Source organism: Pseudoflavonifractor sp. 524-17 (assembly GCF_009935845.1).
Taxonomy (GTDB): Bacteria; Bacillota; Clostridia; order Oscillospirales; family Oscillospiraceae; genus Pseudoflavonifractor_A.
In genome coordinates, this window is sequence record NZ_QWEK01000018.1 from 80,183 (window position 1) to 91,666 (window position 11,484).

At 57.0% G+C, this 11,484-nt stretch carries 11 protein-coding genes, 1 tRNA gene and 2 pseudogenes; 7 read left to right on the forward strand and 7 right to left on the reverse strand.

The features are described from left to right. Nucleotides 1-11: 11 nt before the first annotated feature. The 6 genes from D1159_RS08205 to D1159_RS08230 all read right to left on the reverse strand — a co-directional run bounded on the left by D1159_RS08205 (nt 12) and on the right by D1159_RS08230 (nt 6,601). Nucleotides 12-917 carry a dihydrodipicolinate synthase family protein gene (locus D1159_RS08205; RefSeq protein WP_161845183.1) on the reverse strand — a complete coding sequence of 302 codons (906 nt, stop codon included), beginning with the start codon at nt 915-917 and terminating at the stop codon, nt 12-14. A gap of 94 nt (nt 918-1,011) precedes the next feature. Continuing rightward, nucleotides 1,012-1,911, reverse strand: a complete 900-nt coding sequence (locus D1159_RS08210; RefSeq protein WP_161845184.1) for a carbohydrate ABC transporter permease — start codon at nt 1,909-1,911, stop codon at nt 1,012-1,014. Between the two features lie 15 nt (nt 1,912-1,926). Next, nucleotides 1,927-2,835, reverse strand: coding sequence for a sugar ABC transporter permease (locus tag D1159_RS08215; protein ID WP_243152181.1), 909 nt, complete (start codon nt 2,833-2,835; stop codon nt 1,927-1,929). Nucleotides 2,836-2,940: 105 nt separating this feature from the next. Continuing rightward, nucleotides 2,941-4,281, reverse strand: a complete 1,341-nt coding sequence (locus D1159_RS08220) for an extracellular solute-binding protein (protein WP_347563658.1) — start codon at nt 4,279-4,281, stop codon at nt 2,941-2,943. 169 nt (nt 4,282-4,450) lie between these two features. Continuing rightward, nucleotides 4,451-5,305, reverse strand: a complete 855-nt coding sequence (locus tag D1159_RS08225; RefSeq protein WP_161845186.1) for a MurR/RpiR family transcriptional regulator — start codon at nt 5,303-5,305, stop codon at nt 4,451-4,453. Between the two features lie 72 nt (nt 5,306-5,377). Continuing rightward, nucleotides 5,378-6,601 (reverse strand): AGE family epimerase/isomerase, encoded by a 1,224-nt coding sequence (locus tag D1159_RS08230; protein WP_161845187.1) that lies wholly within the window; start codon nt 6,599-6,601, stop codon nt 5,378-5,380. 248 nt (nt 6,602-6,849) lie between these two features. On the opposite strand from D1159_RS08230, the gene D1159_RS08235 reads away from it, so the two are divergent. From D1159_RS08235 to D1159_RS08265, 7 genes and pseudogenes are all read left to right on the forward strand, one after another. Continuing rightward, a complete protein-coding gene (locus D1159_RS08235; RefSeq protein ID WP_161845188.1) occupies nt 6,850-8,226 on the forward strand; it encodes an ROK family protein in 1,377 nt (458 codons plus the stop codon). Between the two features lie 152 nt (nt 8,227-8,378). Further along, nucleotides 8,379-8,470 (forward strand) — tRNA-Ser (locus D1159_RS08240). A 229-nt stretch (nt 8,471-8,699) separates the two neighbouring features. Then, nucleotides 8,700-9,578 (forward strand): annotated as a pseudogene (locus D1159_RS08245) (DUF6017 domain-containing protein). A gap of 21 nt (nt 9,579-9,599) precedes the next feature. Next, complete coding sequence (locus tag D1159_RS08250) at nt 9,600-9,761, forward strand: DUF5348 domain-containing protein (RefSeq protein WP_161845189.1); 162 nt, start codon at nt 9,600-9,602, stop codon at nt 9,759-9,761. A 110-nt stretch (nt 9,762-9,871) separates the two neighbouring features. Next, a complete protein-coding gene (locus D1159_RS08255) occupies nt 9,872-10,123 on the forward strand; it encodes a hypothetical protein (protein ID WP_161845190.1) in 252 nt (83 codons plus the stop codon). Beyond that, a pseudogene (locus tag D1159_RS08260) lies at nt 10,120-10,413 on the forward strand (hypothetical protein); the annotation flags it as partial. The gene D1159_RS08255 and the pseudogene D1159_RS08260, both read left to right, overlap by 4 nt. Nucleotides 10,414-10,723: 310 nt before the next feature. Next, on the forward strand, nt 10,724-11,083 hold the full coding sequence (locus D1159_RS08265) for a TnpV protein (protein ID WP_161845192.1): 360 nt from the start codon (nt 10,724-10,726) through the stop codon (nt 11,081-11,083). Here the strand turns inward: D1159_RS08265 and D1159_RS08270 are convergent. Further along, on the reverse strand, nt 11,052-11,484 hold a 433-nt coding region (locus D1159_RS08270; protein ID WP_161845193.1), incomplete at its 5' end, for a hypothetical protein. The genes D1159_RS08265 and D1159_RS08270 overlap by 32 nt on opposite strands.

Below are 11,484 nucleotides of genomic sequence, written 5' to 3' on the forward strand. Positions count from 1 at the left end.
CCCCATAGGATTTATTTGCAGAATTGCGCAATCGCCGCGTCAATCTGGGCCGCACAGGCGTCCACAATGGCTCTGTCGCTGTCAGCCAGCGCGGTCAGCGGCTTGCGCACACTGCCGCAGTCTACGCCCCGCTTCGCCAGAATGGCTTTAATCGCGGCGTACATATTGCCATGGGTGGAGCACAGCTTGTAGATAATGCGGCAAATCTCGTTTTGAATCTGCCGCGCCTGGTCCATCTTCCCCTCCTGGAAGAGGGCGTAGACTTTTAGGAAGAGTTCCGGCATGGCGGCGTAGGTGCCGCCGATGCCCCCGTCCGCTCCCATGGCCAAGCCGGAAATGAACTGCTCATCCGGCCCGTTGAAGACAATGACGCCCTCGTCCTTCCACATCTGGATATCCTGGGTTGGCATGGAAGAGTTTTTCACGCCGATCACCCGGGGATTCTTCTTCATCTCCTGGAGCAGGGGTACGTTCAGGGCTACCCCGGCCAGCTGGGGGATGTTGTAGATGATAAAGTCCGTATTGGGCGCGGCAGCGGAAATATCGTTCCAGTACTCCGCGATGCTGTAGGGAGGGAGGTGGAAGTAGATGGGGGGAATAGAGGCAATGGCGTCCACTCCCAGGCGCTCCGCGTGGGCGGCCAGCTCGCAGCTGTCAGCGGTGTTGTTGCAGGCCACATGGGCAATGATGGTCACCTTTCCCTTAGCCTCGGCCATGACATTCTCCAGAGTCAGCTTGCGCTCTTCCACGCTCTGGTAGATGCACTCGCCGGAGGATCCCCCCACATACAGGCCGTTGACGCCCTTCCCGATCAGGTAGCGGGTCAGGGCCCGGACGCCCTCGGGGCTCACTCTGCCCTCGCCGTCGTAGCAGGCGTAGAATGCCGGGAGTACGCCGCTGTATTTTTTGCTGTTCATACTATATCACTCCACATCTTAAAATATGCGCATACACAACGCCAGCGGACCCCAGGGCGCTGCCGCCCCGCGGCCCGCCGGCGCCGGTGTGATGTTATCCCTTTACAGCACCCATGGTAATACCCTGGGTGAAGTATTTTTGGAAGCACAGGAACACGATGATAATGGGAACCGCGGCCAGAGCCGCGCCCGCCATAATCAGTCCATAATCGTTGGACATCTCTGATTGGAGGGATGCAATGCCCAGGGAAATGGTCTTTACCGAATCCTGCTGAAGCATAACCAGCTGGAGGGGATACTCATTCCAGGCATTAATAAAGGTAAAAATAGCCAAAGCGCCGAAACCGGGCTTAATGATGGGGAACGCCACATTGATGAAGGTGGTCAGCTCTCCGGCGCCGTCAATACGGGCCGCCTCCAGCAAAGAGGTGGGGATGTTTTCCGAGAACTGCTTCATCAAGAATACGCCGAAGGGCCAGCCTACCACCGGGCAAATCACCGCGAACAGGGGCAGTACTTCGGACAAAACGGGCGTTTTCGAGCTCAAAAATCCCATATTGGACACCTGCTGGAGCAGCGGGATAAGGATGACCTGCTTGGGCAGCGCCATGGCGCACACAAACAGGGAGAACACAACGCCGCGGCCCCAGAAACGCTTCTTCGCCAGCACGTAGCCTGCCAGGGAGGCGGTAACGCAGGTCAGCAGCATGGCCACCACAGAGATAAATACACTGTTGAAGAGCCAGCGGATGGCCATAGGAATTTTCGCGCCAAAGAACTGGGTGCTGCTCTTAAACAGGCGGGCATAGTTGTCCCATGAAATGGAGGTGGGGATCCATTTTACCGACTGGCCAGCCTTGACGATGATGTCGCTTTTCTCCTTGACAGAACCGGTGATGATCCAGTATAAGGGGAAGATGAAGAAAATGGCCAGCAGCACCAACAAAATCACGGACACGATAAAATAGGGGGAAATCTTCTTTTCTTGTCTCATCGTCCCTGCCTCCCCTTATTCTGTCGTTCCGCCATTCATGACCTTGAACTGAATGGCGCTGAAGATGGCGATTACGATGGCCAGGACCACGCCCATGGCGTCGGCATAGCCGAAATCCTTGCTGGTGATAAAGGCCGTTTCATACAGCAGGTACATGACTGTACTGGTACTGTACAGCGGCCCGCCTCTGGTCAGCAGCTGGATCAGCGCGAAGCACTGGAAGCTGTTGATGGTGGTGATGATGACCACATACAGGGTGGTGGGCATGATAGAGGGCCACTTGATTTTCCAGAACGTCTGGAGGTTGGTGGCGCCGTCTACTTGAGCCGCCTCTACCAAAGAGTTGTCCACATTGCCCAAGGCCGCCACGTAGAGCACGATGGGCTGACCGATGGAGGTGGTAAACAGGATGATGATAATACACCAGATGGCCATGGTGGCGCTCTCCGTCCAGGGCAGAGGCTTGCCGCCAAACGCCTTGATGACATAGTTAAACAGGCCGTTGTACTTATCGAACATCCACTTCCACACCACCACTACCGCCACGGAGCCGGTGACCACAGGCAGGTAGAATACGCAGCGGAAGAAGGAGCGGGTCCAAGCTTTCATCTTATAGATAGCGGAGCCCACCCACAGCGAGAAAGCGGTAACAGTAGGCACCGCCGCCACAACGATAATCACAGTATTGACGGCGGACTTTTTGAAGACCGGGTCGTTGAACAGCCGGATATAATTATCAAACGCGATAAATTTCCCGTTGCTCTGGTTGGCGAAGCTGGCATCTGTAAAGCTGGTGATAATGCCCATCAGCATAGGGTAAATGACGAATCCCAGGAAAAAGATCAGCGCTGGAAGCAGGAACAGATAGGAAACTCCAGTCTCTCTGCGCTGGAGCACAAGGCTCCGTTTGGAACCCTTTGCCATACGCATTTCCCTCCCTCTTGACAATTTGACTATATGTCTGATTGGTAGAAGAGCTCCCTCCCCCCAATACCCTCAGAGGGAGGGAGCTCCGCTGTGGTTTAGAGATTAAGCGTTCGCCTGAGTGTTGAAGTTGTCGGCCTCAGCCTGGACGTCGTTTCCATTGAACACGTTCTGCAGCATGTTGAACCACAGGGGACGCATGGTGGCAAAGCCGTCCTTGGTGTTGTAGTAGGGGCCGTAGTACTGGGTCCAGGAGGCCAGCAGAGCCTTGTGCTCATCGCCGGGGTACAGATCGCCGAAGGAGTCACGCACGGGGAAAGCGTTGGTCTTAATGACGCTCTGGGGGCCCCACTCGCTGTCGTCGCAGATGAACTTCAGGAACCGCTTGGCGGCGTCCGCCCGGGCGGCGTCCTTATTATCGAACACGCAGAAGCCGTTGACCAGGTACTCCAGCTCAGGCACGCCGTCGTCAGAGGGGAAGGGGACGGCTTCCTGGGTAAAGTCCTCGGTGGCGTAGGAGACCTCGTTAGAGGTGCCCCAGCAGAAGGTCATGGCGGCGGTCTCCTGCTGGAACTGCTGCAGCTCGTCTGCGGCCGCCATGGAGAAGCCGGCGTCCAGATGGCCTTTGCTGTACATGTCGGCCAGGAGCTGGAGAGCCTTCACGCCGTTGGCGTCGATGTTCCACTTGCCGTCAGAACCCACGATGGTGGAGGAATACAGGTTGTTCACCAGCGCGCGGGTACCCTGGTCGCCGCCCTGGCCGCCGCAGTAGACGATACCGGGCACCGCAGTGGCGCCGTTCTCAGCCAGCTTGGCACACATGTTCTGGAAATCCTCCGTGGTCCAGGTGCGGTCCCCCTCCAGATTGACGAACTCAATCGCGCCGGAGGACACCAGCGCCTCCTTGTTCAGGCCCATGTAGAAGGGGGAAGAGGAGATGGGGTACATGTAGTAGGTGCCGCCGGCGCCCTTGCAGGCCTCCAGCACGCCCTGGTTGGTCACGTCGGCCAGGTAGGCGGAGTCAAACATGTCATCCAGCGCCACCAGGTTGCCGGCGTTGCCGTACTCAATGATACGGCCGGGGGCGTCAAACAGGATGTCGGGGGCGGTGCCGGCGGTGATGGCGGAGGTGAGCTGCTCCGGACCGCTGGTGAAGTCGATGGTGGTGAGCTCCACCTTTACGTCGGGGTTAGCCTTCTCAAAGGCAGCGATCACTTCCTCTTCGTAGCCGCTGTCCACACCGAAGGTGGGGAACGCCCACCACTTGATGGTGACCTGCTCTCCGGTGGCGCCGCCGCCGCTGTCAGAGACCGCGGGGGCGGAGGGCTGGGAGTCAGGCGCGGTACTGGGCGCCGTGCTGGGGGCGCTGCCGGTGCCGCCGCAGCCGGCCATGGAGACCGCCATGGACAGAGACAGGGCGAATGCAAGCGTCTTTTTCAGATTCATTTCGAACTCCTCCTTTATTGCTTCCATTTCTGGATAAAAATCTTGCTTCCCTGTGAAGCAATTCTGTATGAATTGTACAATTACTGGGCCTGTTTGTCAATAGGGGTTTCAAACAAATTTTGAACTTTGTTTTTTTCTGCAAATTTTTTTCACATCCAGATTCTCCCAATCAGATGTGCAGGTTGGACAGCACATCCGCCACCTGCTCCCGCCGCGTACGGCAGCCCTCAATATCCCGCCGGCAGATCTCACTGAACAGAACGTCCACCAGAAAGAGCTGGGCCACCCGCGCCGCCACAGAGCCCAGCTGATAGGGGTCCTCCTTTGAGCCGCACGGGAGCACCACGTTCACATACGCCGCCCCAGGAGATTTGGGAAAACGGGTGATAAGAATGCTCTTTCCTCCCCGCTTTCTCACCACTTTCAGCACGTCCACCACGTCCCGGGTGGATCCCGAGTAGGAAAAATAGAGCACCACATCCCGCGGGGTCATCTGAGAGGCGGCGATGGCCTGCATATGGGAGTCCCACACCGCGAAAAAGCCCGGCATGGCCGTGGAGAAGAGGTGCGCCGCCTCCTGGGCCAGAATCATAGACCCCCCCTGACCCATACACAGCACTTTTTCCGCCCCCAGCAGCAGGTCGGCGGCCTGGGTGATGGCCTCAGGGCGGATCAGGGCCAGGGTCTGTGCCATGGCCCCTACATCCGCGCTGTAGATCTTTTTGCACATGTCCAAAACCGTGTCTCCCGGCAGGACCTCTCCTGACAGGGGGCTATAGGCGTCCCGGCTGGCCAGGGAGTTGGCCACCGCCAGCTTGAACGCGCTGTAGCCCTTGTACTTCATCCGCCGGCAGAAGCGGGAGATGGTTGCCTCCGCCACGCCGCACTCCTCCGCCAGCTCCGAGATGGACATAAACTGTGTCTGGTTTGGGTGGGTGGCCACATAGTCGGCCACCTTTTTTTCCGAGCCTGTCAGCTGGTAATACTCATTGTCCAGCTTGGCAAAGATATTTCCCTGGGACATCGCGCCTCCCTCCTCTCCTGCCGCCGGCGCAACACCTGTTTTACGGGCCTGAGCGCAAGTATTCTGGATAATTTAGCCCTTCTCCAGCAGCTCGGCCAACATTCCGTCCACCATGGACAGCATCCGCGGCAGGTGGAAGGGTCCCTTGAATGTGCTGCCCTTGGTGCTGGGCATAGTGGGCAGGCCGTCCCGGCGGAGATAGCCGTACCACTCGCCATACTCCCGGTCGGAGAAGTGTTTTTTGCAGTAGTCCAGCGTCTGCTCAAACTTTTCCAGATAGGCCACATCCCCGGTGTCCCGGAAGATCATCATGGAGGCAATCAAAGTCTCGTCGTGGGGCCACCACAGCTTCATGTCGTGCTCATAGGCCTCGGTGGGCTTGCCCAAGCAGTCGATGAAGTACAGCAGGCCGCCATACTCTTTGTCCCAGCCGGCCTCAAAGGCCCAGTCGAAGATCTCAATGGCCGTCTTTCGGATCTCCTCGTCCTGGGCGTAGTTAGCCGCCTCCATAAGGAACCAGGAGCACTCAATGTCGTGGCCCGGGTTGACCACCCGGCCCGCAGTGTATTCCAGCTCCGGCGTGCCGTCCATGGCCACCGACTCCAGCGTACATTTCAGATGGGGCTTGTAGTGGTAGCGGAAGATGGTGTCCACACATTCCCTGGCCCGGCCCGCATACAGCTCCTGATGGCCCGGGTCCTTATCCACCCGGCGGAGCACCGAGGTAATGTTGAGGTAGATCATAGGGTCCGCCAGAGCCCGGCCGCTGCGGGTTTCCGGAATGGTCTTGGGCCCCAGGCCGGCGGGGTCCTTGATGAGGCCGTTGTTGAGCTGGTAGATCAGCTCATAGGTGGCCCGGGCCCGCTCCAGATATTCTGTCTCGCCGGTGACGCCGTAATACTCCGCGTTGGCAATGGCATAAAATCCTTCGGAGAAGCAGTAGCGGCGCTGGCGCAGGGGCCTGCCCTCCGCGGTGACGGTGAAGTACATCCGGCTGCCTGCCTCCCGGTTGATGCAGTGGGCCTCCATGAAATCCAGGCAGCTCTTGCTGGCCTGGAGCCACTCCTCCCGCACGCCGTACCGGCTGCACAGGTTGGCAAACATCCAGGCGCAGCGGCCCTGCATCCACACGCTCTTGTCAGTGGAGTACCGCTCCCCTGTCCGGTCCAGGCAGGTGTAGACACCGCCGTTCACCCGGTCCATCCCGTTCTTCAGCCAAAAGCTGACGCAGATGTCCAGCTCCTCCGCAATCCAGTCTTTGTGGGCCTGAAGCCGCTCCCTCATTGCAGTATCCATTGTTTCTTCCGCCTTCCTTTTTATACAGGTCGTACAATTTTTTCTGTTCCCTAACATCCTGTTTTATGGCTCATACCCATCATACCTTTGAAACTCTCTTTCCGTCAAGAGAATTTTTGAAAGTTTCTTTCATTTTTTCGAAAATAGCCTTGACAGATTGAAAAAAAATGGTAGCCTATACTTGAGGATATTCAGGCAACAATCACAAATGTTCCACGGCGGCTGACCAAAATAAGGAGGGGTATCCCATGAAACATCTCGGAATCGACATCTGCGTGAAAAATCTCCCTGAGCTCGACCCTAATTATATTCCTCTCTTTTCCTTCTATGAGTCCTTTCTCCGGGACGCCAAAAAGCCCCTGGCCATCGCGCTGGAGCGCTCCAATGGACAGGTAGCGGTATACAACACCTTTATTCATGGCACCCCGGACATGGCCCAGGCCGACCAGTACTATGTCAACCGCATCATCAAGACCATGCTCTGGCTGTACGGCGGGTTCAAGGTCTATCTCAGCGGAGATGACGCCGTCTGCGCCGCCATGCAGGAGGTCTACTCCGCCTCCGGTTCCCAGGCCTTTGACTTCGACTACATGGCCAACGTGTTCGAGCACCCCTTTGAAGTGGTCTCCTGTGCCCAGGTCCCCGAGGAGAAGGGGGACCCCAAGGCCATCGGCCGCCATCTGGAGGGCTGCCGCATCGGCTTTGACGCCGGCGGAAGCGACCGGAAGGTCTCCGCCGTCATCGACGGGGAGCCCGTATTCAGCGAAGAGGTGGTCTGGTTCCCTAAGACCAATTCAGACCCCGACTATCACTACGATGGGATCGTCTCTGCGCTGAAGTCCGCCGCCGCCCATATGCCCCGGGTAGACGCGGTAGGCGTCTCCTCCGCCGGCGTGTATATCAACAACCGCACCATGAACGCCTCCCTCTTCCTCCAGGTGCCCAAGGATCTCTTTGACGCCAAAGTGAAGGACATCTATATCCGGGCGATTACCGACACTTTCGGCAATGTGCCCTACGCTGTGTGCAACGACGGCGACGTGTCCGCCCTGGCAGGCGCCATGAACTTGGGTGAGAACAATGTGCTTGGCATCGCCATGGGCACCAGCGAAGCGGTTGGCTTTGTGGACCCCGAGGGCAACATCACCGGCTGGCTCAATGAGCTGGCGTTCGTCCCAGTAGACGCCGCCCCCGCCGCCATGCGGGACGAATGGTCCGGCGACACCGGCTGCGGCGTGAAATACTTCTCCCAGGACTCGGTGATCAAGCTGGCCCCCGCCGCCGGCATCCAGCTGGATGAAACGCTCTCCCCCGCTGAGAAGCTCAAGGTGGTCCAGGGCCTCATGGCTGAGGACGACAGCCGGGCCGCCGCCATCTACCGCTCCATCGGCGTCTATCTGGGCCACGCCCTGCGCCTGTACCATCACTTCTATGGCTTCAAGCATGTGCTGCTGCTGGGCCGGGTGATGTCCGGAAAGGGCGGCGACCTCATCCTGGCCGAGGCCCAGCGTGTCCTGAACGAGGAGTACCCTGATGTGGCCGGCCAGATCAACCTGGCCCTGCCGGACGAAAAGGCCCGCCGGGTGGGTCAGTCCGTGGCCGCCGCCTCCCTGCCAGAGCTATAATTTCTCCCAGTCTTTTCCTTTCCAAAGCTGGACGGGGCCGTTTTCATGGCCCCGTCCAGATAATTTTTTATCTTTTTTCACTTTTCTCTTGACGAATCCAAAATCTATGCTAAAATAATCTTCGTTGTCTGCCGTGTATCATGGCATCCCGTGGAGAGATGGCTGAGCTGGTCGAAGGCGCACGATTGGAAATCGTGTAGGCGTTGATAGCGTCTCGAGGGTTCGAATCCCTCTCTCTCCGCCAGGCTTCGTTGAGAAACGAGCGCAAGCAAAAATCCCGCACTTTAAGGGTATTGCCATAAGAAAACATGAGAAAACCCAGTAAAATCAATGTTTTTTAAGGGCAGCGGAAAGCGGGACGGCGCAAACAAGTGAACAACAGCACAGAAAGCGGGCGATGTCGGCAAGACACCGCCCGTTTCTGCGCTCCGGCAAACGCCGCAGATTATGAAAAAAGTCTGCGGCGTTTTTTCATGTCCAGACACCGAAAGGAGCGGAAAACCACGCCAGTATTCCTCGTGGAAAAGAACAAGGGTTACACGGTGATGTCGAACCACCACCTGCGTAACAAAGACCTGTCCCTGAAAGCCAAGGGCCTGCTGTCACAAATGCTGTCACTCCCGGAAGATTGGGATTACACGTTAAAGGGCCTTGCCCTCATCAACCGGGAGAAGATCGACGCTATCCGGCAGGCTATCCGGGAGTTGGAACAGGCGGGGTACATCGTCCGTTCGCGGGAGCGTGACGAACGGGGACGGCTGCGGGGCGCGGACTATGTAATCTATGAACAGCCGCAGACGCCGCCTGCATTGGATTTACCTACGTTGGAAAATCCAACACAATTAAATAAAGATATACAAAGTAAAGACCCAATAATTACAGGCTCATCAAGTACCTATTCCATCCCCTCCCTGTCACCCCTTCCCGCTGGGGCGGCTGCTGCGGCTTCGCCGCCGGAAAGGAAGGGAACGGAAGCGGCCACGCAGAGCGCCGCTGAGATTTATCGGGACATCATCAAGGAGAATATCGAGTACGATCATCTCCCGCCCTATTCGCAGATCGACCCGGAGGAATTGGACGGCATCGTGGAATTGCTGGTGGAAACCGTCTGCACGGCCCGCAAGACAATCTAGGTGGCCGGTGACGACTACCTCGCCGAGCTGGTAAAGGCCAAGCTGCTGAAACTCAACAGCGGCCACATCGAGTTTGTCATGGACTGTATGCGGCAGGACACCACGAAAATCCGCAACATCAAGAAATATCTGCTGGCGGTGCTGTTCAACGCCCCCAGCACCATGGGAAGCTACTATACCGCCCTCGTCGCCCACGATATGGCGGAGGGGAAAATCTAATCTAACAAGGAGGCCCCGACTATGAAACAGGGCGCTTTGATCTTCGACGAGCGGACAGACCGCTACGACATCCGCCTTGGCCTGGCCGACTATTACGGCGGTCTGCACGATGTGATGGTGGGCGGGCGCTGGAAGCCCACCCGCATTGAATACGCCGCCGACTGGTATCTGGTGGGCATCTAGGCCAACGATCTGAGCGGCCTGCGGGTGCGTATCTGATGCGGATTTACCTGCGGCGGCTGGTAGTGCCGCCTTAGTTTTTATCCCGACTTCTGGCAAAGGAGGTATGACACTTGCAGGAGGAAGTCACTCAAAAGACCATCGCGTTATCCATAAAAACCGGGAAGCTGACGGCCCAGGTGCTGCAAATGGCCCTGAAAAAGTATTTGGAGGCCAGAAAGCACGGCCCCAAGCTCCACCACGGCCAGCAGAGTTTGAAGCAGTTGAAGCAGCACGGGGCGGCGCTGTCCGTCCTGCGGGAAGCGGCTGGCCGGAACGTCCAGCGGGCCAAGGAGAAGATCAGGGAAAGGGGGATGGAGCGATGAAGCCGGATATAAAGAAAATCATTATCACGAATTTGCCCTATCTGCTGTTTGTCTATCTGTTCGGCAAGCTGTCGGAGGCGTGGCGGCTGGCGGCGGGGGCGGACGCTTCTCAAAAGCTGGTGCATCTGCTGGACAGCCTGGCGGTGGCGTTCGCCAACGGCCTGCCCAGCTTCCACCCCTTTGACCTGTGTATCGGCATAGCGGGCGCGGTGCTGGTGCGGCTGGCGGTGTACCTGAAAGGCAAGAACGCCAAGAAATACCGTCACGGCATGGAGTACAGCAACGCCCGGTGAGGTGCATAATCTTAACTGTAAGCAACAACTTATATTGACGCAGGAGGATATGCACATGAATGATTACAGCAAAATCACAGCCCTTTACTCCCGCTTATCCGTGGGGGACGAGGACAGGGACGGCGGCGAGAGCAACAGCATACAGAACCAAGAGCTATGATGTAAAGGGTGGTTTAACCCACCTAGTACATCACGACTGTCAGCTCATTTGTGGCGAATGATGTCGCAGTTGTGAGCAGGGCGGTGATACCGCAGGATTTACGCTTTCACAGCAGCATCTACATCACAACACAAAGGAGTTGAGGCCATGGACTTAGGACTGACCTACACAAAAATCGGCGATTATTATTACCCTGACATCACCCTGTCGGACACCACCAAGTACGAGATCGGCTATTATGGCCGGAAGCATGAGCGGTACTTGAAGGAACACCGCCCCGGCGTATGGGCGAGGCTTGTACTCACCGAAGGACTTCTCCGGCATCTCCACGAAGTTGACACCGCCTGCAATGAACAGATGGAATATCTCGTAAAAGAAATCGCCAAACGGGAGGGCGTGACCGAGGACCTGAAGCGATCAGACCCCATGACCTGGGTGGGGTATATGAATAATATCCACCACCGGGCGGAGGAAATCATTCTTCACGATTTGGTGTACACTCATTGAAAACAAAACCTGAATTGGACGGAACTGCTTCTGCGGTTCCGTCTTCTTTTGCGCTTACTTGTAAACAATCCAACGAGCAGGGGGTAAAATAACTGCTTTTCATGTGCTTAGTGAGGACGCTGCAAAAGACCACCTCTACAACTGAATGACCATCCCAAAGAGATGCCGTTCCAGGGGAAGTGACGCCATGACAGGAGCGCACCAATGGAAAGGACAACGCCGCCGAAAACCCGGGGGCAGGAACCGCTTTGGGGGAGAACGGCACATCACGCGCAAATTGATTCAGAGAGGAGGGAAACATTGAGATGATTATCGCTTTAACTTTAGAGTCTGTTTTAAAACTAAGGGATTGTGTGTAAAGTGCCGAGCTGATAAAATGGAGCGCATGAAAAGACATGAAA

Coding starts and splice junctions, on each gene's coding strand:
- D1159_RS08205 (WP_161845183.1), bottom strand. CDS start 917: ATGAACAGCAAAAAATACAGCGGCGTACTCCCGGCATTCTACGCCTGC.
- D1159_RS08210 (WP_161845184.1), bottom strand. CDS start 1,911: ATGAGACAAGAAAAGAAGATTTCCCCCTATTTTATCGTGTCCGTGATT.
- D1159_RS08215 (WP_243152181.1), bottom strand. CDS start 2,835: ATGGCAAAGGGTTCCAAACGGAGCCTTGTGCTCCAGCGCAGAGAGACT.
- D1159_RS08220 (WP_347563658.1), bottom strand. CDS start 4,281: ATGAATCTGAAAAAGACGCTTGCATTCGCCCTGTCTCTGTCCATGGCG.
- D1159_RS08225 (WP_161845186.1), bottom strand. CDS start 5,305: ATGTCCCAGGGAAATATCTTTGCCAAGCTGGACAATGAGTATTACCAG.
- D1159_RS08230 (WP_161845187.1), bottom strand. CDS start 6,601: ATGGATACTGCAATGAGGGAGCGGCTTCAGGCCCACAAAGACTGGATT.
- D1159_RS08235 (WP_161845188.1), top strand. CDS start 6,850: ATGAAACATCTCGGAATCGACATCTGCGTGAAAAATCTCCCTGAGCTC.
- D1159_RS08250 (WP_161845189.1), top strand. CDS start 9,600: ATGAAACAGGGCGCTTTGATCTTCGACGAGCGGACAGACCGCTACGAC.
- D1159_RS08265 (WP_161845192.1), top strand. CDS start 10,724: ATGGACTTAGGACTGACCTACACAAAAATCGGCGATTATTATTACCCT.